At 60.9% G+C, this 21,112-nt stretch carries 16 protein-coding genes and 1 pseudogene; 6 read left to right on the top strand and 11 right to left on the bottom strand.

The window, feature by feature from the left end; genetic code table 11:
* Positions 1–42 precede the first annotated feature (42 nt).
* Entirely contained in the window at positions 43–1,152 is a 1,110-nt protein-coding gene (locus KUF73_RS14000) for a DUF3182 family protein (RefSeq protein ID WP_218438586.1), read from the top strand.
* Positions 1,142–1,900 (top strand): S9 family peptidase, encoded by a 759-nt coding sequence (locus KUF73_RS14005; protein WP_218438587.1) that lies wholly within the window; start codon positions 1,142–1,144, stop codon positions 1,898–1,900. Before KUF73_RS14000 ends, KUF73_RS14005 begins: the two co-directional genes overlap by 11 nt.
* 77 nt (positions 1,901–1,977) lie before the next feature.
* Here KUF73_RS14005 and KUF73_RS14010 read toward each other — a convergent pair whose 3' ends face one another.
* The 5 genes and pseudogenes from KUF73_RS14010 to KUF73_RS14030 form a co-directional block, all read right to left on the bottom strand.
* Positions 1,978–2,967: a lysylphosphatidylglycerol synthase domain-containing protein gene (locus KUF73_RS14010; RefSeq protein WP_218438588.1), complete on the bottom strand. Its 990-nt coding sequence runs from the start codon at positions 2,965–2,967 to the stop codon at positions 1,978–1,980.
* A pseudogene (clsB, locus tag KUF73_RS14015) lies at positions 2,954–4,247 on the bottom strand (cardiolipin synthase ClsB). Before clsB ends, KUF73_RS14010 begins: the two are co-directional and overlap by 14 nt.
* Complete coding sequence (locus KUF73_RS14020; RefSeq protein ID WP_218438590.1) at positions 4,244–5,041, bottom strand: endonuclease/exonuclease/phosphatase family protein; 798 nt, start codon at positions 5,039–5,041, stop codon at positions 4,244–4,246. The pseudogene clsB and the gene KUF73_RS14020 overlap by 4 nt, the downstream one beginning before the upstream one ends.
* Positions 5,038–5,964 carry a DUF72 domain-containing protein gene (locus KUF73_RS14025; protein WP_218438591.1) on the bottom strand — a complete coding sequence of 309 codons (927 nt, stop codon included), beginning with the start codon at positions 5,962–5,964 and terminating at the stop codon, positions 5,038–5,040. Before KUF73_RS14025 ends, KUF73_RS14020 begins: the two co-directional genes overlap by 4 nt.
* Positions 5,965–6,151: 187 nt before the next feature.
* A complete protein-coding gene (locus tag KUF73_RS14030; RefSeq protein ID WP_218438592.1) occupies positions 6,152–7,354 on the bottom strand; it encodes an MFS transporter in 1,203 nt (400 codons plus the stop codon).
* A gap of 192 nt (positions 7,355–7,546) precedes the next feature.
* Between KUF73_RS14030 and KUF73_RS14035 the strand changes: the two genes are divergently transcribed.
* Positions 7,547–9,676 carry a mechanosensitive ion channel family protein gene (locus tag KUF73_RS14035; protein ID WP_218438593.1) on the top strand — a complete coding sequence of 710 codons (2,130 nt, stop codon included), beginning with the start codon at positions 7,547–7,549 and terminating at the stop codon, positions 9,674–9,676.
* Between the two features lie 96 nt (positions 9,677–9,772).
* On the opposite strand, the gene KUF73_RS14040 is transcribed toward KUF73_RS14035, so the two are convergent.
* On the bottom strand, positions 9,773–14,098 hold the full coding sequence (locus KUF73_RS14040) for a DEAD/DEAH box helicase (RefSeq protein ID WP_218438594.1): 4,326 nt from the start codon (positions 14,096–14,098) through the stop codon (positions 9,773–9,775).
* Positions 14,099–14,397: 299 nt separating this feature from the next.
* Here KUF73_RS14040 and KUF73_RS14045 point away from each other — a divergent pair, with 299 nt between their 5' ends.
* Positions 14,398–15,282 (top strand): sugar nucleotide-binding protein, encoded by an 885-nt coding sequence (locus tag KUF73_RS14045; RefSeq protein WP_218438595.1) that lies wholly within the window; start codon positions 14,398–14,400, stop codon positions 15,280–15,282.
* On the top strand, positions 15,275–16,204 hold the full coding sequence (locus KUF73_RS14050; protein ID WP_218438596.1) for an NAD-dependent epimerase/dehydratase family protein: 930 nt from the start codon (positions 15,275–15,277) through the stop codon (positions 16,202–16,204). The genes KUF73_RS14045 and KUF73_RS14050 overlap by 8 nt, the downstream gene beginning before the upstream one ends.
* 227 nt (positions 16,205–16,431) lie before the next feature.
* Here KUF73_RS14050 and KUF73_RS14055 read toward each other — a convergent pair whose 3' ends face one another.
* The 5 genes from KUF73_RS14055 to KUF73_RS14075 form a co-directional block, all read right to left on the bottom strand.
* Positions 16,432–17,130, bottom strand: coding sequence for an OmpW family protein (locus KUF73_RS14055; RefSeq protein ID WP_218438597.1), 699 nt, complete (start codon positions 17,128–17,130; stop codon positions 16,432–16,434).
* A gap of 224 nt (positions 17,131–17,354) precedes the next feature.
* On the bottom strand, positions 17,355–17,873 hold the full coding sequence (locus KUF73_RS14060) for a DUF3299 domain-containing protein (RefSeq protein ID WP_218438598.1): 519 nt from the start codon (positions 17,871–17,873) through the stop codon (positions 17,355–17,357).
* 11 nt (positions 17,874–17,884) lie between these two features.
* Positions 17,885–19,150: an ABC transporter permease gene (locus KUF73_RS14065; protein ID WP_218438599.1), complete on the bottom strand. Its 1,266-nt coding sequence runs from the start codon at positions 19,148–19,150 to the stop codon at positions 17,885–17,887.
* A 1-nt stretch (position 19,151) separates the two neighbouring features.
* Positions 19,152–19,862 carry an ABC transporter ATP-binding protein gene (locus tag KUF73_RS14070; protein ID WP_218438600.1) on the bottom strand — a complete coding sequence of 237 codons (711 nt, stop codon included), beginning with the start codon at positions 19,860–19,862 and terminating at the stop codon, positions 19,152–19,154.
* 152 nt (positions 19,863–20,014) lie between these two features.
* Positions 20,015–20,608 (bottom strand): DUF2796 domain-containing protein, encoded by a 594-nt coding sequence (locus KUF73_RS14075; RefSeq protein WP_218438601.1) that lies wholly within the window; start codon positions 20,606–20,608, stop codon positions 20,015–20,017.
* Positions 20,609–20,743: 135 nt separating this feature from the next.
* Here KUF73_RS14075 and KUF73_RS14080 point away from each other — a divergent pair, with 135 nt between their 5' ends.
* A complete protein-coding gene (locus KUF73_RS14080; RefSeq protein ID WP_218438602.1) occupies positions 20,744–21,085 on the top strand; it encodes a hypothetical protein in 342 nt (113 codons plus the stop codon).
* The last annotated feature ends 27 nt before the right edge of the window (positions 21,086–21,112 follow it).

Here is a 21,112-nt window from a genome sequence, read left to right on the forward strand (position 1 = left end):
CCTTAGAGCTACATTCATCTAGCGCCGATTGAAGGGGGACGCATGACCCCAACAAGCCGCAAAAAACTGGTGGTCGCCCATTCGGTGAACGCCGATGCGCCGCAGCATGAAATCGAAACCAATCGCGCGCTGGCCCGTTGGCTGGCGCACATTCTCGGGTTCAAATATGGCGGCAGTTATGATCCGCAGCAGCATCGCGGTCGCGATCTTTATCTATTGCCGACCCAGACGCTGGTGGGTGCTGCTGCCGCCCGACAGTTGGGTGTGAAAGGTCCGGAAGATTTGTGGGGCGGTTACGTCGAGCATGACTTCATCTGCACCAAAGCCATCAGCCATGGTTTACGCAATCACCTTGCGCATGCCCCGCAAGGCTGGGCGCCGCTGTTTTCCGAGCGGGTGCGCAATGTGGTGCTCGATGGCTTGAGTGTGTTTTCCCTCGACGATGCGCGACCTGCGGCGGAGCATTTGCTCTATAGCGGTCCGATCCGCCTCAAACCGATTCATGCTTGCGCCGGACGTGGCCAGGAAGTAATCAAAAGCCTCGACCAGTTCGATGAAATCCTCGCTCGGCCCGAGGCACAAAACCTGTTCACTGAAGGCGTGGTGCTGGAGCAGGATCTCGATCAAGTGATCACCCACAGCGTCGGTCAGAGTTTCATCGGCGACACGGTGCTGAGTTACTGCGGTGATCAATACTTGACCGAGGATGCTCACGGCGAGCAAGTGTATGGCGGCTCAAACCTGCTGGTGGTGCAAGGTGGCTATGACGATCTGCTGGCGCTGGATCTACCCGACGATGTGCGACTGGCGATCCAGCAGGCGCAGGTGTTCGACAGTGCCGCCGATGAAGCCTATCCCGGTTTTTACGCGTCACGACGCAATTACGACATCGCCCAAGGCGTGGGCAGTGACGGCCAGCAACGCAGCGGCGTGCTCGAACAATCCTGGCGCATGGGCGGCGCCAGCAGTGCCGAAGTGGCTGCGTTGCAGAGCTTCATCAATGATCCGGGGATGCGCGCGATTCGCGTGTCTTCGGTAGAAACCTACATCGATCAACCGCTGCCGGTGGACGCTATCGAGGTGTACCGCGGGCCGGCGCAAAACAGCGATTTTCTACTCAAGTACGTAACGGTCAAATCCTATGACGGCTAGAAGCGAAAGCATTCAAATCGACATCGACGATGAACAAATGAGCGGGACTTTTCTGAGTCCTAAATCAAAGGTCCCCGGCGTGTTGTTCGTGCACGGTTGGGGCGGTAGTCAGGAGCGGGACCTGGAGCGGGCCAAAGGGATTGCCGGGTTGGGTTGTGTTTGCCTGACCTTCGACCTGCGCGGGCACACTGGCGGCACCGGCATTGCGCTGTCGCGGGTGACCCGTGAGGACAACCTGCGCGACCTGTTGGCAGCCTATGACCGATTGCTCTCCCATCCGGCGCTCGACACGTCGGCGATTGCCGTGGTCGGCACCAGTTACGGCGGTTACCTGGCCTCGATCCTCACGTCTTTGCGTCCCGTGCGCTGGCTGGCGCTGCGAGTGCCGGCGCTGTATCGCGATGATAAATGGCACACGCCCAAGCGTGATCTGGACAAACTCGACCTGCGCGATTACCGCAGCACCTTGGTACGAGCCGACAGTAATCGGGCGCTGCATGCCTGTTCGCAATTTACCGGGGATGTACTGCTGGTTCAGTCCGAAACCGATGACTATGTGCCCCACGCGACCATCATGAGTTATCGCGCGGCGTGTCAGCAGACTCACTCGTTGACACACCGCATTATCGACGGTGCTGACCATGCCTTGAGTGATCCGGTTTCACAGCAGGCGTACACCTCGATCCTCGTGGACTGGATCACGGAAATGGTGGTGGGCGAGCGGTTGAGCATTATTCAATCATCGTAAAAAGATCGCAGCCTTCGGCAACTCCCACACCGATCCTGTAGGAGCTGCCGAAGGCTGCGAACTTTTGATTTTTGCTTCTAATCCTTGGGCTTTTTCGAGATCCGTAACGCCTTCGCTTTGGCCTCCACCAGCAGATACATCACCAGCGTGATCAACAACGGCAACAGAAAATAAATCGCCCGATACGCCAGCAAGCCTGCCACCAGGCTGCCTCGCGACACCTCATGTTGCAGCAGCGCCACGAACACTGCTTCCAGCACCCCAAGCCCCGCCGGAATATGGGTGATGACCCCGGCGATGGCGCTGATCAGCAAAACGCCAAGCACCAGCGGATAGTCCAGTTTGCTCGGCAACAGCGTGAATATCACCGCTGCCATCAGCGACCAGTTCAGCGCGCCGAGGGCCAGCTGCAGGACCGCCATGCGCAGCGACGGCAGGTTGATTTCAACCCCGCGAATCGCCCACTCCCGGCGCTTGGAGAACCGGCAAGCCGCCAGATACCCCGCACTCACCAACAGCAGCAACACGCCGATGCCCTGTAGCGCGTCGCTGCTCAGCTTCCAGCCGGGCGGCATGCGCACCAGGCCACTGCTGAATATCGCCCCGGCGATAACCATGTAGCCAAACCAGTTGGTCGCCAGGCTCAGGCCGAGGATTTTCGCGATGTTGGCTTTGCTCACGCCGAGTCGCGAATACAACCGATAACGCATGGCAATGCCGCCGACCCAGGCGCTCAGGTTGAGGTTGAAGGCGTAGCTGATGATGCCCACCGGCAGGATCTGCTTCCATGTCAGGTCCTGGCGAATGTAGGTGCGGCCGATCAGGTCGAAGCAGGCGTACACCAGAAAACTCACCAGGGTCAGCGCGGAGGCGATGATCAAGGTGCGCACTTTGAAATCGGCCAGGGTATCGAACACTTCGTTCCATTCGATGCGCTCGGCGAACATCGTCAACAGCGCGATCAGCGCCAGAAAAAACAGCATCGTCAGCGGTCGTTTCCAGCGGCCCAGGCGTGACTTGGGCGGGTGCTCGGCATGGGACGCGGAGTGAGTGTCAGCGCGGCTCATGGTGATCGCTCCCGGTCGGATGGGGGGACGGCTTTCAGGCGTGGCTTGTGGGCTGGCAACCAACCGGCCCACGCCGGAAAATGCCGCAGGAAGTGAAACACCAGAAAGCCTACGGTCATGTGCCAGACCCGACCGCGCGGCGCCTTGTCGGCAGACATCGCCTTGCAGTGGTTGTTGCTGAGATCTTCGAGGCGATCAAACAGTTGGCGATTGAAGGCGCGGTCGCGGATCAGCACGTTGGCCTCCAGGTTCATCGACAGGCTCAACGGGTCGAGATTGCTGGAGCCGACGGTGCTCCAGTCTTCGTCCACCAGCGCAACCTTGCCGTGCAATGGGCGCTGGCAATATTCGTGAATCTGCACGCCCGACTTGAGCAGGTAATCGTAGGTCATGCGCGCCGCCAGTTTAGCCACCAGCATGTCGGGCTGACCTTGCAAAATCAGCCTCACTTCCACGCCTCGGCGGGCGGCGTTGCGAATCTCACGCAGCAGTCGATAACCGGGAAAGAAGTAGGCATTGGCGATTACCACGCGCCGTTTTGCGCTGCGCAGGACTTGCCGGTAAACCTCTTCGATATCGGTGGTGTGCTCACCGTTGTCGCGATAGACCAACCGCACCTGACCATCGTGATCGCTGAAGGCCATTTCCGAGCGTCGCTGCCGGCGTCGTTGCCACCAATATTTGGCTCGGTTCGGGCGACCGCATTGCAGCAGGGCAAAGTGATGAATATCGGCCACCGCCGGGCCTTGTACTTCAACCGAGTAATCCTGTTTGGCTTCGGGGCCGTAGTCGGCCAGGTGGTCGGCGGAAAAGTTGATCCCGCCAAGGAACGCAATCGTCCCGTCCACCACCACGATCTTGCGGTGCAGTCGGCGAAACCAGTTGGTGCGGATACCCAAGTGCTTGGGCGCCGGGTCGAACATCTGCAAATGCACACCGGCGGCGCTGAGGGCGCTGAGATAACCGGTGCTGAGTTCTCCGCAACCAAACCCGTCGAAACTGGCGGTGACGCGCACGCCGCGCTGTGCCGCGTCGATCAGCACGGCCTTCAGTTCTTCGCCGACCTTGTCCTCAAACACAATGAAGGTTTCCAGGAGAATTTCGTCTTTGGCCTGACGCATGGCCTCGAACACCCGAGGGAAATAGGCTTCACCGTTCTCCAGCAATTCCACGCGGTTGTTGCCTTGCCAGCGATACTCGACGTCGACCGCTGCGGGCTCGTTCATCGGTGGCGCGGCAATCGGTTCCACGGTGGTTTCATCCATCAGCGAGGCGCTCATAGCTCAATCTCCACCGACAGCGGTACGTGATCCGAAAGGTGCGACCAGGGGCGGGTTGTCAGCACTTGCGGCTGGCTGGCCTTGAGGTTGCGCACATAGATACGGTCCAGGCGCAGGGCCGGCAGTCTCGCGGGGAAACTGCGTGCCGGTTTGCCATGATGTTCGGCGAACACTTCACGCAGACCACAGGGTTTGAGCAAGGCATCGGCGCGCTGGCGCCAGTCGTTGAAATCGCCCGCGACAATCACCGGCGCATCGTCTGGCAATTCTTCCAGGCGTCGGGCCAGCAGCTTCAGTTGTTCGCTGCGGTGGGTTTCGCGCAAGCCCAGATGAACGCATATCGCATGGACCTCCGGACCTTCGCCGGGCAGTCGCAACACGCAATGCAGGACGCCGCGATTCTCGTGGCCGCTGATGGACACGTCGAGGTTGTCGTGGCGCACGATCTGGAATTTCGACAGCAGCGCATTTCCGTGATCTCCCGCCGGATAAACCGCGTTGCGTCCGTAGGCGAACTGCGGCCACAGGGTGTCGGCGAGAAATTCGTATTGTGGAATCGCGGGCCAATTGCTGTAGCGCTGCGGATGCTGTTCGTGGGTGCCATGAACCTCCTGTAAAAACACCACATCGGCGGACACACTGCGCACCGCCTCGCGCAACTCCGGCAGGATGAAACGCCGGTTCAACGCGGTGAAACCCTTGTGGGTGTTGACCGTCAGTACCGTAAAACGGTGCACCGCATTGATGATTGGCGTCTGTTCATCGGTGACGCCGACCGGCTCGGGAATGCTCATGACAGCACTCCTTCGGCCGCCGGTTCGCCGGGGGCAGTGGCCAGGTCTTTGTCCAGGTCGAAGCGTTCGAGCAGACGACGCGCATCGAAGGGCGCACGGACTTTAACGTCGTTGTCGAAATAGCAGAAGACTTCGCGGGACTTGCGCGCCCTGGGTTTTTGCCGAGGTGCGATCAGGTGTGGATCCGTCGGTTGGTGCCCGCCATGCCAGGCCTCGATCCGCTCGCCCCAGCGCTTCAATGCCTGGGCGGTGTAGCCGCTGGCGTAGAGTTCTTCGTCGCCGTGCAGGCGCAGGTAAACGAAGTCGCTGGTGATGTCTTCGCGGTACGGCCATTTGCCGGCGGTGTCGGCGATGACCAGAGCGGTGTTGTAGCGTTTGAGCAGGCGGACAAAGGCGGGATCAACAAAGCTGTCGTGGCGAATTTCCACGGCATGGCGCAAGGCCTGTTTCTTCTGCGCCTTGAGGCTGGTGTGGCCGTTCACGTGCGAGTCGTGCTGGCGGGCGAGGGCGGCAGCCTGTTCGGTATTGCGAGGCAATTGTTCGAGGAAGGTTTCGAACAGGCTGGCATCGAATTTGAAGTTGGGTGGAAACTGCCAGAGGATCGGACCGAGTTTTTCCTTCAGCTCCAGAACTCCGGAAGCAAAGAAATTTGCCAGAGGTTTATGGATATCGCGCAGACGCTTGATGTGGGTGATGAACCGTGGGGCTTTGACGCTGAATATAAAGTGCGGCGGAGTTTCGCTGTACCACTGGGCATAACGCTCAGGCCGCTGCAGGGCGTAAAACGATCCATTGATTTCGATGCTGTTGACGGCCCGTGACGCGAACTGCAACTCGCGTTTCTGGGGCAAACCCTTTGGGTAGAAGTCCCCCCGCCACGGCGTATAGCGCCAACCTGAAATACCGATATGAATCGCCGCCATGTCGCCCTCCCGTCTGAGTGCCCCTGATCTTTTGATGACTGTCGGGTGGCGACGAAAGTTTCGGCGGGACTACGGATGGTATTCGCCATGTAGGAGCTGCCGAAGGCTGCGATCTTTTGATCTTGTCTTTAAAAAGCAAGATCAAAAGATCGCAGCCTCGTTTCACTCGACAGCTCCTACAGGAGGGTTAGTGGCTGGCGACGGTTCGGGTTGAGCTCTCGGCATACACCGGGCCTAACCGGTCAAGGCGACCGCTCCACGCAGTCAACGCCAGCGCCACCAACACCACCAGGCCACCGATCCACGCGGTATGGATCAAGCCCATGTGCGCAACGATCAAGCCGCCACCCCACGCGCCACCGGCGATGCCGAGGTTGAACGCGGCGATGTTCAGACCGGAAGCCACGTCCACGGCATTCGGGGTGTAATGCTCGGCCTGACGCACCACATACACCTGCAACCCCGGCACATTACCGAACGCCACGGCACCCCAGACCAGCACGGTTGCCAGCGCCAGCCATGGATTTCCAGCGGTAAAGGTCAGTACAAACAGCACAGCGGCGAGCAAGGCAAAGATGATTTTCAGGGCGCTGATCGGGCCGCGTTTGTCCGCCAGTTTGCCGCCCCAAATGTTGCCGACGGCGACCGAGATGCCGTACACCAGCAGCACCAGGCTGACGGTGCTGGCGCTGAAACCGGAAATGTCCTGAAGGATTGGCGCCAGGAAGGTGAAGGCGATGAACGAACCGCCGTAACCGACCGCTGTCATGGCGTACACCAGCAACAGGCGAGGTTGTTTGAGCACCTGCAATTGCTGCAACAGCGAAGCGGGTTTGCTGTGGGCGATGTTTTTCGGCACATAGAGCAGGCTGCCGATAAAGGCGATTACACCCAGTGCCGACACGGCGAGGAAGGTTTCACGCCAGCCGAAATGCTGACCGATGAAAGTCCCCAGCGGTACGCCGGTAACCAGCGCTACGGTCAGGCCGGTGAACATGATGGCGATCGCGCTGGCGGCTTTTTCCTTGGGCACTAGACTGGTGGCGATGGTCGAACCAATCGAGAAAAATACCCCGTGCGCCAAGCCGGTGACGATCCGTGCAATGATCAGCGACTCGTAGCTCGGCGCTTTCCAGGCCAGCAGGTTGCCGAGAGTGAACAGCACCATCAGCGACAGCAGCAGTAATTTGCGCGGTACTTTTCCGGTCAGGGCAGTCAGCACCGGGGCGCCAACGGCCACACCCAGCGCATACAAACTGACCAGAAGGCCGGCGGACGGCAGACTGACACCGAGGTCGGCGCCGATGGTGGGTAACAAGCCAACGATGACGAACTCGGTCGTCCCGATGGCAAAGGCGCTGAGGGTCAGCGCGAGTAAGGCAATGGGCATGGCTGCAACTCCGGTGAATTGATTTGATGGAGCGCAGTGTCGGGGTTTGGGTTGTGCGGAAAAATACAGGGATGAGCATTTGATATTTGTTTTGAGCGCAAAGATCGTTCGACGGGCTTCTGTGGTCAACAGCGAACTTGCCCGGCATTTCTCGATCAGTTCCTTACAGTCTTATTCAAAGGAGCGGGTACTTTGATCAAGCTCAAGACCGCGATACTGCTGGGGGCGTTGTTGTTTCTGGGCAGTGAGGAACTGGAAGCGGCAGCGATACCAGGGTTACCGGCCGCCGCCACTGCCGCCACACCGCCGGCGCACCCTGAGCCGCTGGTTCAGGGCGGGTTGCTGGGGGCTATCAGTTCAAGCATTGACGAAGTCCAGAGCAAGCTCGATCTCAACGAAAACCTTGTCGATGCCTGGCGCCTGCGTGCCGACCGCGCGGCGGATGAGGTGGATCAACTGGTCAATCGGCCATCGGCCCGTTCGAGTTGGAGCGTAGCGAGGGATTTCCTGTTGCTGACTGCTGTATGGGCGGGTGTCTTCGGCCTGCTTTGGCTGTCGGGGCGGTTTTTGGCCGAGCGCCTGTGCCGGCATCGCCTGCTGCTCAGTCGTGAACGTGGCCAGGCATTGCTCCGTTACGTGTTGCCCTACAGCATTCCGGCGCTGATCAGCCTGCCGCTGACCATTTATGCCAGTCAGTTTTTACCGACGTCGGCCGGGCGCGCATTGGCGCTGTGCTTTGCTTATGCCACCAGCAGCGGGATCTTTGCCGCGTCATTGGTGATGTCATTGGTGGTGCTGTTCAATACCGGCCACAAGCGCCGAGCGGTGCAGATCATCCGTCAGCACAGCCCCCGGCCACTGTTCGCGACCGGTTTCCTGGTGGCGCTGAGCGATGCCCTGACCAGCCCGCAGATCGCCCATCAGTTGGGCAACAACCTCACCAGCAGCATCGCGGTATTCACCGGGCTCGCCGCCTCGATTTCATTCGGTTTGCTGGTGATCCGCATGCGCCGCCCGGTGGCGCATGTGATCCGGATTCTGCCGCTGGCGCAACGTCTCGGCCAGCCGGCTCTGCGCGAAACATTGCGGATTTTTTCCGGGCTCTGGTATTGGCCGATTCTGTTGATGGTGTTTGTCTCGATCATCAACCTGATCAGCATCAGCGATGACAACCAGAAGGTCATGCGCAGTGCGCTGTTTACCTCGATATTGCTGATTGCGACGGTATTTCTGAGCACCACGCTGCATCATCTGTTCAAGGCACGAAGTGAAACGGATCTGCGCCGCAGCAGTGCCTACAAAGAGCGCTTTTTGAACCTCTCCCACGCGTTGCTGCGGATCGCCATGTCCATCGTGTTCATCGATATCCTCGGGCGTATCTGGGGCGTGTCGTTGTTCGAATTCGCGGTGAGCAATTCGGTGGGTCGGGCGATCAGTGATTCCCTGAGCCACATCGGTTTGATCTTCCTGGTGACCTGGATGGTATGGGTGGTGCTGGACACGGCCATCCAGGAAGCACTGAAACCACCCGTCAATAAACGCTCGGCGCGCCAGCCAAGTACGCGGGTCAAGACCATCCTGCCGTTGTTGCGCAATGCGATCAAAATCGTTCTGGTGGTGATCTGCGCGATCACCACCATGGCCAATCTGGGCATCAACGTTGCGCCTTTCCTGGCCGGTGCCGGGGTGATCGGGCTGGCGATCGGTTTCGGTTCCCAGCAACTGGTGCAGGACGTGATCACCGGTTTGTTCATCATCATCGAAGACACGCTGTCCATCGGCGACTGGGTGGTGCTCGACTCCGGGCATGCCGGCACAGTCGAAGGCCTGACCATCCGCACCCTGCGTCTGCGCGACGGCAAGGGCTTTGTGCACTCGGTGCCGTTCGGCCAGATCAAAGCCGTGACCAACCAATCGCGGCAGTTTGCCTATGCGTTCTTCTCGGTGCAGTTCACTTACGACACCGATGTCGACAAAGCTATCGCGTTGATTCGCGAGGCCGGGCATTCCATCAGCGACGACCCGTTTCTCAAGTACAACCTGCAAGGGCCACTGGATGTGTTTGGTGTCGACAAAATGGACCTCAACGGCGTGGTGCTGACGGCGCAATTTCGCACGGTGTCCGGTGGGCAATACGCGGTGAGCCGGGCGTTCAACCAGCGTTTGAAAAAGCTTGTGGATAACAGCCCATGGGTGCATTTCGCGCAGACTTATCCACAGCAGGTTTTGATGCCAAGGCATGCGGTTGAGCCGCTACACGAGGATGGGCCGACGCCGGAGCATTCGGCGGTGTTGATGCCGGACCGCCCGCATGTCCCGTAACAGGATGGTTCTGTAGGAGCGAGGCTTGCCCGCGAAAGGAGCGCTGCGGTGTATCAGCAAGATCGCGTCATCGTTTTTCGCGGGCAAGCCTCGCTCCTACGGGTGGTTGTGCTGGACCAGTTTTTTCCTCACTTCAGCCATCACCTGCTGATCCAGTTCCAACCAAAAATGCTGTCTACCGGCAATCTCCGCAGCCGCCGGCAACCCATCGCGATACACCAACCGATTGCTCGCCAGCGCCGGTACTTTCATGCCGGGCAACAGCGTGCCCGCGAGGTTCAGCGGATCGACCCCGCACACCGCGATCAGACTCCCGTCATGGGCCCGACGCCGCACTTCGCGCAGCAACGGAATCGCCTCAGGCAGTGCGAATTGCTCGCCCGCCAGGCCACTGACAAACCGCCCGCCGCGAATCTCGCCTCGCGCTTCCAGTCGATGGAAGGTGCGCAGCAATTCGCGCCAACTCGGCAGCCAGTCCGCCTCACGTTCCAGCAAGCGCCAGAACACCACGCCGTAGCGGCGCAACAGGGTCATGGCGATGTGTTCCAGGGTATCGGCAGGTGTGGGCGCCGGACGTTGGTTATCCACAACCGGAGCGACGGCCCCGCGCCGCAACAACGCCCAGCGCCCGGCATCGTCCATGCCGCCGACAAACGCCCCGCGCCCGCGCCGACTGCTGCGGTTCTGCCGTTTACTGGCCGGGGTGATCAGCGCTCGCAGGCCGGCGAAGCTGTCGGCGTTCACCAGTCCCGCGCCGACCAATTCCTGCAAGGCGATTTCCAGTTCCGAACGCAGCAGGTGGGCTTCGTGAATCAGTTCATCGAAAAACAGCGCGCCGTGCTGGCTGAGCGCGGCGTGGACTTTTTGTGTTTTCGCTGACAGCTCACTGACGGGCGTCTGCTCGGTCAAGTCGCTCCAGAGCCCGACCCGGTTGCGCGGCAACAACAGAACCGGCGTGCTGCGCAGCGCGGTGCCGGTGCTTTTGTTGCGTGCGGTAAGGCGGGTCCAGACCAGTTTGCCGCTGCGGCACAAATCATCCAGCCAGGTCGGGGAATAGTCCTTGAGCCGTGCCGGCAGGATGTCGCTGTCCCAGGCAGACGCGGCGGCGGGGTAGCCCTCAAACTGCGCGATGATTGCCGGCAACACCGCGCTGCCCTGTCCTTGAGTGGCGCTTGACAGATGCTGCCAGTCGAACAGAAAGCGCATGAAGTCCTGCAAGGCAACGGGTTCAATTTCCCGTCGCAGACGCTTGACCGTGTAGCGATGAATCCGCGCCAGCAGATGTCGCTCGCACCATTCTTCTTCAGACGTGCCCGGAGTGAAGCGGCCGCGCAGTACATAGCCTTCGCGTTCCAGCTGTGCCAGTGCCTGGGTGACTTGAGTCGCCGGCAAACCGAGCGGCTCGACAATCGCCTTCAGTGGCAATGGACCAAAAGCGCTCAGTCGTGCGCGGATCACTTCGAGCACGGCGGCATCCATTTCCCAGGCTTCATCGAACCCCGGCAACGCCTCCAGCGGCGGTATCAAATCAGCCTGTGGATAAATCACCCGCAGGCAGGTCAGCCTTTCCCGCGCCAGCCACAACGATTGATTGAGAAGGCAGGCGCGACCACTGTCGGTCAAGGTATTGAGCCAGTCGAGCCAGTTCGGATGGAGCCGGGCCTCGGCGTTGGTGATGCACGCCAGGCTCATCAACGCCTCGTGCATTTCATCGATGTTGTTGGGTGCCGGCCACGCTTCTTCGCGTACGGCGGCAATCGCCTCGGCGTCCAGTGCACCGAGATCGTCGGTGGACTGCGGGTCACTCCAGCGGCGGTTGAGCACCGCTTGAGTGCGGCGTTCTTCCAGCGGCGCATCGTCGAGAAAGGTGTAGGGCCGGGCGCTGAGAATCTCCGCCGCCAGTGGCGAAGGCGCGGGCAAGTCGCGGCTGATCAGGCGGATGTCACCGCGCTCCATGCGCCGCAGCAGTGCCAGCCAGCCTTCGGTGTCCATGGCCTCGTGCAGGCAATCGTCGAGTGTTTGTTCCACCAGCGGATGCTGGGGAATTTCCCGTTCGCCGGCGAGGTTTTCCACACAGGCGATCTGATCCGGAAATACGCTGGCGATCAGGTCTTCGCTTTTCATCCGCTGGATCTGCGGTGCGACTTTTCGGCCGCCGGTATAGCGCGGTAACGCCAGGGCAACGCCGGCATTCCAGCGCCAGCGCACGCCGAACAACGGCGCTTCCAGCACCGCTTGAATCAGGATGTGCTCGGCGCTGTTGCTGTGCAGATAGCGCCAGACGTCATCAAGCTCAAAACTGTGGCTGGTGGACAGCGACAGGACGATGGCGTCTTCACTGGCGGCGGCCTGCAATTCGAAGTTGAACGTGCGGCAAAAGCGCTTGCGCAGGGCCAGGCCCCAGGCACGATTGAGGCGGCTTCCGAACGGCGTGTGAATGATCAGTTGCGTGCCGCCGGACTCGTCGAAAAAACGTTCCATCAGCAGCGTGTCTTGCGAGGGCAGGGCGCCGAGCGTCTGGCGCGCACGGGCCAGGTATTCCACCAGTTGTTCGGCGCTGGCGACGTTCAGGCCGAGGGTGTCGGTCAGCCAGTCGATGCTCGGCTGCAAGTGGCCCGGTGTGGCTCCGAGCAATCCATCAAGGTGCGCTTGCAGCCGCGCCACGGCAAACGACAGTTCGTTACTGCGCCCCGGTGCTTCGCCGAGCCAGAACGGAATGGTCGGTGGCTGACCTTGCGCATCTTCGACCCTGACCTTGCCGGTTTCGACCCGCAGAATTCGGTACGACGTGTTGCCCAACTGAAAAACATCCCCGGCGATGCTTTCTACGGCGAAGTCTTCGTTGACGCTGCCAATGTTCAGGCCTTGGGGTTCCAGCAGGACGCTGTAATCAGCATTGTCGGGAATCGTCCCGCCGCTGGTCACGGCCGTCAGTTTCGCACCCCGACGACCTCGCAGGCTGCGGGTCACGGCATCGCGGTGCAGGTAAGCGCTGCGGATGCCCTGGCGACCGTTGTAGCCCTCGGCGAGCATCTGCAACAGCGCTTGATAGTGCTTTTCGTCGAGGCCGGCGTAGGGCGAGGCTTTGCGGAACATCTCCAGCAGTGCCTGCTCCTGCCATTCCTGGCAACTCACTTCGGCGATGATCTGCTGCGCGAGTACATCCAGTGGTGCCTCGGGGATCTGCAAAATGTCTAGCTCACCCCGGCGCACGCAGTCGAGCAGGGCGGCGCATTCGATCAGGTCGTCGCGGGTGGTGGCGAACAAACGGCCCTTGGGCGTGCCGCCGACCTGGTGACCGGAGCGACCGACCCGTTGCAAGAATCCGGAAATCGAACGCGGCGAGGCGATCTGGCAGACCAGATCGACATCGCCGATATCAATGCCCAACTCCAGCGACGCCGTGGCGATCAGCACTTGCAGCTCGCCACGCTTGAGTCGCTGTTCAGCATCCAGGCGAAACTCCTTGGCCAGGCTGCCGTGGTGCGCGGCCACGGCCTCTTTGCCCAGGCGTTCGCTCAGGTGCCGGCTCAAGCGTTCGGCCAGGCGCCGGGTATTGACGAAAATCAGTGTGGTCCGGTGTTGGCGGGCGAGGGCAGCGAGGCGGTCGTAGACCAGTTCCCAGACGTCATTGGCCATCACCGCTGATAGCGGCACGGGCGGCACTTCGAGGTCCAGGTCCCGTGGGCGGGCGTGACCGATGTCGATAATCTCGCAAGGGCGGTCGCGACCCACCAGAAAACGCGAGACCGCATCGATGGGTTTTTGCGTGGCCGACAGGCCGATGCGCACCAGCGGTTCGGCGCACAGCGCTTGCAGGCGTTCGAGGCTCAGAGCGAGGTGGCTGCCGCGTTTGCTGGCGGCGATGGCGTGGATTTCATCGACGATCACCGTGCGCGTGGTGCCGAGCATTCGCCGTCCGGAGTCGGAGCCGAGCAATACGTAAAGGGATTCGGGGGTGGTGACGAGAATGTGCGGCGCGGTTTTGCGCATCGCCGAGCGGTCTTTTTGCGGGGTATCGCCGGTGCGCACGGCGATGCTGATCTGCAGTTCGGGCAAGCCCATCAGGCGCAATTGTTCGCAGATGCCAGCCAGCGGGTTTTGCAGGTTGATGCGGATGTCGTTGGACAGGGCCTTGAGCGGCGAGACATAGACCACCAGCGTTTCATCCGGCAGGCCGTTAGGCTGATCTTCGGTGTGGGCCAGGCCACGGTGGACCAGGTCGTCGATGACCGCGAGGAATGCGGTGAGGGTTTTGCCGGAACCTGTGGGCGCGGCGATCAGGGTCGAGCGGCGCTGGCGGATCAGCGGCCACGCCCGGGCCTGGGCGGCGGTGACCGTCGCGAACGTGTTGCTGAACCAGGCGCTGACGGCGGGATGAAAGCCGGCCAGGGCACTGTCGGCGGGGATGGGCAGGTTCATGGGGCAAGTTATGCGGGCGGGGGTTCGAAGATGCAAGTACCGCTGGGGATCTCCAAGGATATTGAGGGCCCCCTCGCGGGCAAGCCTCGCTCCTGCAAGGGCAGCGCTAAACCTGTAGGAGCGAGGCTTGCCCGCAAAGGGGGCGGCACAGGCAGTACAAATCCCACACATCTACACTTTACGGATGACGGTTGCGCACTAAACCCGCAAAATGCAACGATTCCTGCAACTTTCAACGACACCGCCCTGTGGCGCTGTCGACAAACCCTCGTTCCAATCAGACTGGGCCTGCTGACTCTATGCGAATGCGCCTTATGTTACTGGGCGGCGGAAATGCCCTTGGGCAGGCGCTGATTCGCCTCGGTGCGGAGGAAGACATCGGTTTCCTCGCCCCCCGCCCGCCGCAAGACGGCTGGGATGCCGCGAGCCTGACGCAACTGCTCGATGACACCCGCCCCGACGCGTTGATCAACCTTGCCTACTACTTCGACTGGTTCCAGGCGGAGTCGGTCAGCGAACAGCGTCTGGCCGGGCAGGAGCGGGCGATCGAGCGTCTGGCCGAATTGTGCCAGCACCACAACATCGTGTTGCTGCAACCTTCGAGCTACCGCGTGTTCGATGGCTCCCGGGCCACTGCCTACAGCGAAAAAGACGAGCCGGTGCCATTGGGCCTGCGCGGTCAAGCCTTGTGGCGCATTGAGCAAAGCGTTCGCGCCACCTGCCCGCAACACGTGCTGCTGCGATTCGGATGGCTGCTTGATGACAGTCCGGACGGCACCCTCGGGCGTTTCCTCGGTCGGGCCGAACACCCGGAAGAACTGCTGATGGCCGACGACCGCCGAGGCAATCCGACCCCGGTTGACGACGCCGCGCGGGTGATCATTTCGGTCCTCAAGCAACTTGACTGTTCGGCGCCGCTTTGGGGCACGTATCACTACGCTGGGCATGAGGCGACCACGCCGCTGGCGTTAGGCCAGGCGATCCTCACCGAAGCGCGCACGCTGCATTCGCTGGCCATCGAAGCCCCGACCGCCCAGGCCCACGCCGCGCGACCGGACGCCGCCGAAGAGCCGCAACACGCGGTGCTGGCCTGCAAGAAAATTCTCCATACGTTCGGGATCAAGCCACGCGCCTGGCGTGCGGCGCTTCCGGGCCTGCTCGACAGGTTCTATCGCCATGGCTGAGGGTCCCGTTCTAATCACCGGCGGCGCCGGTTTCATCGGCTCGCACCTGACCGATGCCTTGCTGGCCAAAGGTCATTCGGTGCGCGTGCTCGATGACCTGTCGACCGGTAAGGGCAGCAACCTGCCGCTGGATAATCCCAAGCTCGAACTGATCGTCGGCGACGTTGCGGATGCCGCGTTGGTGGCCCGGGCAATGGCGGGGTGCAGCGCCGTGGCGCACCTGGCGGCGGTGGCGTCAGTGCAGGCGTCGGTGGACGATCCGGTGAAGACACACCAGAGCAACTTCATCGGCTCGCTGAATGTCTGCGAAGCCATGCGCCAGACCGGCGTCAAGCGCGTGCTGTTTGCCTCCAGTGCGGCGGTGTATGGCAACAATGGCGAAGGTGAGTCGATCGATGAAGACACGCCCAAGGCGCCGTTGACGCCCTATGCGTCGGACAAGTTGGCCAGCGAGCATTACTTCGATTTCTACCGGCGCGAGCATGCGCTGGAACCGGTGATTTTCCGCTTTTTCAACATCTTCGGCCCGCGCCAGGACCCTTCATCGCCGTACTCCGGGGTGATCAGCATTTTCAGCGAGCGCGCGCAGAACGGCCAGCCGATCATGGTGTTTGGCGACGGTGAGCAGACGCGGGATTTTGTCTACGTCGAGGATCTGGTCGGCCTGCTGGTGCAAGCCATCGAGAAGCCGCAGGTGGAAGTGGGCGCGGTCAATGTCGGCTGGAATCAGGCGACCAGTCTCAAGCAAATGCTTGCAGCCCTTGAAGAAGTGGTCGGTGAGTTGCCGCCGGTGACCTACGGCCCGGCACGCTCCGGTGATATCCGCCATTCACGGGCGAACAATCGGCGTTTGCTGGAGCGCTTTACTCCGCCGCAACAGACGCCCATGAGCGTCGGGTTGGCGCGGTTGCTGGGTCGCTGAGATTCTCACTGCCACAAAAAGGTGCCGTCTCGGGGCCTGTTTCATAGGCAGCACATAAAAATCTGTGGCGAGGGAGCTTGCTCCCGCTCGGCTGCGCAGCAGGCGTAAGTCCGGCAATTCGGTTTGTCTGAATCACCGCTGTTACCGATTTTGGGGCCGCTTCGCAGCCTAGCGGGAGCGAGCGCCCTCGCCACCATGGCGCGCATTCACCACCACATGATTGCTGCTTAGAACTTGTAACCCAAACCCACCATGTAGATGAACGGGTCCACATCCACGTTAACCCGTGCGCGGGTGCCCGGTGCTACCGCGTCGTTTTCCACGGTGGCGCGGGTGTCGATGTCGATGTAGCGCATCTGGGCGTTGAGCATAATCTTGTCGGTGATCATGTAGTCGGCACCCACCTGGAACGCCATGCCCCAGGAGTTTTCCGCCTTGAAGTTGCTGAACCCTGCGGACTGGGCTTCGCTGCCGACGTGTTCGTCGTAGATCCAGGTGTAGTTGATACCCGCTCCGACATACGGCTGGAATGCGGATTTGGCGTCCAGTGGGTAGTACACAAGGCTGAGGGTCGGCGGCAAGTGTTTCAGCGTGCCGAGCTTGCCATTGGCCGCACCCAGTGCGGTGCCCTTGAGTTTGACGTCATGCTCGAACGGCGTGGCCGCGAGCAACTCGATCCCCCAGTTGTTGGTGATCATGTAGGCGAAGTTCAGACCCAATTGCGTGTCGCTGCTCATGGTCGCCTTGCCACCCAGATCGGCACCCGCCAATGGCCCTTGGTCGACCTTGACGCTGGAGCTGTCGGCTTTCGGGTTGACGGTGATTGCACCGGCACGAAGGATGATGTCGCCGGCCTCGTGGGCGTGGGCGAGCGGGGCTGCAAGCGCGAGGGAAAACAGCGCGGCGCTGAGCAGGGACTTGTTCATGGGGGGCTCCAAAGGACGTTGAAAATGTTCGATGTCCAATGGTAAACAGTCGTTTGATTCGGTCTTTTGACTCAGCTCAATGAAACAGTGATTGCCCTGAGTTTGTGGGTGTTTTTGATGGCCCCTTCGCGGGCAAGCCTCGCTCCTACAGGGTTAGTGGTGTCCTTGTAGGAGCGAGGCTTGCCCGCGAAGGCGTCCTTACAGACACCAAAGAACCACCGGATTCACTCCGGCAATTCATACACATAAATCTTGTCCGCCTCCATCTGATACCCGGCATCCGCCAGCTCGCTGGTAGACGCCTTGACCTGCATCGCACCTTCGATCCAGTACGGCTGGTACAACTCATCCAGCTTCACGCCGACTTCGCTTTTGACGTGCACGATCTGGTTCGACGGCGGTGGTGGCACGTGGATGCAGGCGCCGAAGTACGGCACCAGCAGAAACTCCGTGGTGCGCCCGTCTTCGCTCACTTCCAGCGGTACGATATAACCCGGCAGGCGAATGTTCTGCCCGTCGAGGGCTTTGACCACCGGCGCATTGGGCATGTCCTGCTTGGCCGCTGGCGCCGACTCGGCGGACAGCGTGCTGCTCATCTGCGACAGGTCGTGCAGCGGCGTCATGTTCGGCACTTCGGGTGCCGCGTCTGGCGGGATCATTTCCGACCAGGTCAGGTCTTTGGGCTGCGCCGCCCACAGGGGCAGGGCGACCAGCATCAACAGCGCAAGCAAAGCGCGGGGCATTTTCAACGTCCTCATAAACGGATCGACAGGCCATCGGCCAAGGATTGGCGGTAAGCGCGCCAGGCCGGCACGCTGCCCATCAACAGCGCGGCGATCAGGATGCCACCGAGCAGCGTCCATTCATATTCACTTGGCCAGGCCAGCGGCAGAAACAGGCCGTAGTTGGCCTGCACGTAACCCTGCGCCGCAGCGATGCAGACGTAAAGCAGCGCCACGCCCGCGATGACACCCGACAGCGCCAGGGCAAAGGCTTCCAGCACCAGCAGCGTCGCAATGTGCCATGGCCGCGCGCCCACCGAACGCAGGATTGCCATCTCACGGCGGCGTTCGTTGAGACTGGTGAGAATCGCTGTGAGCATGCCGATCAACCCGGTCAGCACCACAAACAGCGAGACCACGAACAAGGCTTTTTCCGCCGTGCCCATCAAACTCCACAGCTCTTGCAGCGCCACGCCCGGCAGGATCGCCAGCATTGGTTCGCCACGGAACTCGTTGATTTCGCGCTGCAAGGCAAAGGTCGAAATCTTGTTGTTGAGGCCGAGCATGAACGCGGTGATCGCTTGCGGCGTCAGGTCCATGTTACGTGCCTGATCAGCGCTGATCCGCCCCTCGCCCCGGGCCGGCACGCCGTTGTGCCAGTCGATGTGAATCGCTTCCATGCCACCAAGGCTTATGTGCAACGTGCGGTCCACCGGTGTGCCGGTGCGCTTGAGAATGCCGACCACGGTGAACGGTTTGTCGTCGTGTTTGACCAGGCTGATGGCCGCCACGCCGTGGGCCAGGACCAGTTTGTCGCCGAGTTTGTAGTGCAGCGCATCGGCCACTTCGGCACCGAGTACCACTTCAAAAGGATCGGTGGCGAAGGCGCGACCATCGGCCAGTTCCAGGTGCTGCTGGCGGCCGTACTGGTAATGCTCGAAGTACGCCTCGGTGGTGCCCATCACCCGATAACCGCGATGGGAATCGCCGAGGGACATCGGGATTGCCCACTTCACTTTCGGGTTGTTGGCGAAATGTTCGAAGCTGTCCCAGCGGATGTTGTTGGTGGCGTTGCCGATGCGGAACACCGAGTACAGCAACAAGTTGACCGAGCCGGAACGCGCACCGACGATCAGGTCGGTGCCGCTGATGGTGCTGGCGAAACTGGCCTTGGCTTCGGTGCGTACCCGTTCCACCGCCAGCAGCAGGCACACCGACAGAGCGATGGCGAATGCGGTGAGGATCGCGGTGAAGCGGCGGTTAGCCAGGCTGGCCATGGCAAGACGAAACAAATACATCTCAGACCTCGGACGGGGTGGCGGCGCGATTGAGTTCGGCCAGCGACAGATGACGATCGAACAGTGGCGCGAGGCTCTGGTCATGACTGACAAACAACAGGCTCGATCCGGCTTCGCGGCATTCAGCGAATAGCAGGCGAATGAAGTTTTCGCGGGCGTCGTAATCCAGGGCCGAGGTCGGCTCGTCGGCGATCACCAGTTCCGGTTGCCCGATCAACGCACGCGCTGCGGCGACCCGTTGCTGTTGGCCGATGGACAGCGAATCGGCGCGGCGACTGAGGATGCTTTCGTCCTTCAGGCCCAAGTGTGCGAGCAACGTCGCGGCGGCCTGATCGATGCTGCCGTGGCGCTGGACCGCCCGTTGTGCTCGCAGCTTGGAGAAGTGGCAGGGCAGTTCGACGTTTTCACGCACCGAGAGAAACGGCAGCAAGTTGAACTGCTGGAAAATGTAGCCGGTGTGATCGACGCGAAAGTGATCGCGGGCACCGGCCGAGAGTTCGGTCAGTTCCTGGCCAAGCAGGCGGATGCTGCCGCGATTGGGTTTCTGCACGCCGCCGAGCAGGCCGAGCAGGGTGGTTTTGCCGCTGCCGCTGGGGCCTTTGAGGAACAGGGTTTCACCCGGCTCCAGGCGAAACGCCGGAATATCCAGCAGCGGCGGATGACCGGGCCAGCTGAAGCCCAGGTCGGACAGTTCGATGAGTGCTTGGGTCATAGCGCCGATTTCATAAATATTGATGGCCTATGTAGGAGCTGTCGAGTGCAACGAGGCTGCGATCTTTTGACTTTAAAAATCAAGATCAAAAGATCGCAGCCTCGTTGCACTCGACAGCTCCTACACAGTTCTTACGGGGGACCTAAAGTGATTCAGAATTGCAGGGCGGCAGCCTTGGCTGTCACTTCAACCCCTTGCTGCCCGCTCGGGCTGATCAGTTGTACCTGAATTTTCTGGGTAGCCGGGAAGGTGCTGAAAATATTCGCCAGATCCAGCGTCTTCAGCGCACCCGGGGTGGCGCAGTTGAATTGGTAGTGGGCGTGGATTTCGCTGTGATCGTGGTGATGCTCGTGGCCGTCTTTGTCGGCCTCTTCTTCATCTTCGTCGTGATCATCGGCGTCCGGTTTGTCACCGAATAGCGGGCTGTTCAGTTCCTGACTCGCTACTACGCAACCGGCAGCCTTCGGCAGGCTGAAGAGCACCAACGGTTTCTCCAGTTGAGCGCGAGCGGCGGCGACTTTGGCCTTGTCGGCATCGGTGGTGGCGACATGTTCGAAGCCCACCAGGTTCATCGCCGGGCTTTCCAGCTCCAGCTCCAAAGTCTGACCATCCTGCGCCGCGTTCAGCCGGCCGACACCATGCTCGTGGGTGCCGAGGCTGCCATGCTCGTGATCATGTTCTTCAGCGGCGTGGGCGACAGCCAGCGGTAACAAGGCAAACGGCAGAGCGAGCAGCAGACGACGCATGGCGAATCTCCGAAAAGTAAAATGAAGAAATTGTTATGTAATCTTATAACGTAAGTGCGGGGAGTTTGACTGCCTGCTTGGCGTTGCACAAGCCCCGTGGGAGCATGCAAGTCAGAAATGTGCAGGAGCAGACTTATGTTGCGAATTCGCGGAAGCATCGGCGACTGGCCGGTGGATTTGACGCTGGAGATGGATGACGCCGACTGGGCGCGCCTGGGTGCGCAGTTGAAGGTAGAAAAAACCGAAGTCAGTATCGCGCCGGCCAAACCGTTGAATCAGGATGATGCGGTCTGGCAGATCGCCAGAGATTTGCTGCGCAAGGCCGGGCAAATGAGCGGGCCGGATCTGCTGGAGCAACTGGAAGGGCTGACCGGTAGCGCGGCGTCGGGCAAGCGACTGTTAGTGCGCTTGCGACACAGCGCGGATGTGAAAGTGGAAAACGGTGGGGATACGCCGCTTTACCGCTGGATCGAATAAACCGCAAAAGATCGCAGCCTTCGGCAG

This window comes from Pseudomonas sp. PD9R (assembly GCF_019200975.1).
Taxonomy (GTDB): domain Bacteria; phylum Pseudomonadota; class Gammaproteobacteria; order Pseudomonadales; family Pseudomonadaceae; genus Aquipseudomonas.

What these genes read in the sequence shown, in the direction of transcription:
- KUF73_RS14045 (WP_218438595.1), top strand. Translation starts at nt 14,398, where the DNA reads ATGCGAATGCGCCTTATGTTACTGGGCGGCGGAAATGCCCTTGGGCAG.
- KUF73_RS14010 (WP_218438588.1), bottom strand. Translation starts at nt 2,967, where the DNA reads ATGAGCCGCGCTGACACTCACTCCGCGTCCCATGCCGAGCACCCGCCC.
- KUF73_RS14065 (WP_218438599.1), bottom strand. Translation starts at nt 19,150, where the DNA reads ATGTATTTGTTTCGTCTTGCCATGGCCAGCCTGGCTAACCGCCGCTTC.
- KUF73_RS14000 (WP_218438586.1), top strand. Translation starts at nt 43, where the DNA reads ATGACCCCAACAAGCCGCAAAAAACTGGTGGTCGCCCATTCGGTGAAC.
- KUF73_RS14040 (WP_218438594.1), bottom strand. Translation starts at nt 14,098, where the DNA reads ATGAACCTGCCCATCCCCGCCGACAGTGCCCTGGCCGGCTTTCATCCC.
- KUF73_RS14005 (WP_218438587.1), top strand. Translation starts at nt 1,142, where the DNA reads ATGACGGCTAGAAGCGAAAGCATTCAAATCGACATCGACGATGAACAA.
- KUF73_RS14060 (WP_218438598.1), bottom strand. Translation starts at nt 17,873, where the DNA reads ATGCCCCGCGCTTTGCTTGCGCTGTTGATGCTGGTCGCCCTGCCCCTG.
- KUF73_RS14020 (WP_218438590.1), bottom strand. Translation starts at nt 5,041, where the DNA reads ATGAGCATTCCCGAGCCGGTCGGCGTCACCGATGAACAGACGCCAATC.
- KUF73_RS14070 (WP_218438600.1), bottom strand. Translation starts at nt 19,862, where the DNA reads ATGACCCAAGCACTCATCGAACTGTCCGACCTGGGCTTCAGCTGGCCC.
- KUF73_RS14050 (WP_218438596.1), top strand. Translation starts at nt 15,275, where the DNA reads ATGGCTGAGGGTCCCGTTCTAATCACCGGCGGCGCCGGTTTCATCGGC.
- KUF73_RS14075 (WP_218438601.1), bottom strand. Translation starts at nt 20,608, where the DNA reads ATGCGTCGTCTGCTGCTCGCTCTGCCGTTTGCCTTGTTACCGCTGGCT.
- KUF73_RS14080 (WP_218438602.1), top strand. Translation starts at nt 20,744, where the DNA reads ATGTTGCGAATTCGCGGAAGCATCGGCGACTGGCCGGTGGATTTGACG.
- KUF73_RS14030 (WP_218438592.1), bottom strand. Translation starts at nt 7,354, where the DNA reads ATGCCCATTGCCTTACTCGCGCTGACCCTCAGCGCCTTTGCCATCGGG.
- KUF73_RS14025 (WP_218438591.1), bottom strand. Translation starts at nt 5,964, where the DNA reads ATGGCGGCGATTCATATCGGTATTTCAGGTTGGCGCTATACGCCGTGG.
- KUF73_RS14055 (WP_218438597.1), bottom strand. Translation starts at nt 17,130, where the DNA reads ATGAACAAGTCCCTGCTCAGCGCCGCGCTGTTTTCCCTCGCGCTTGCA.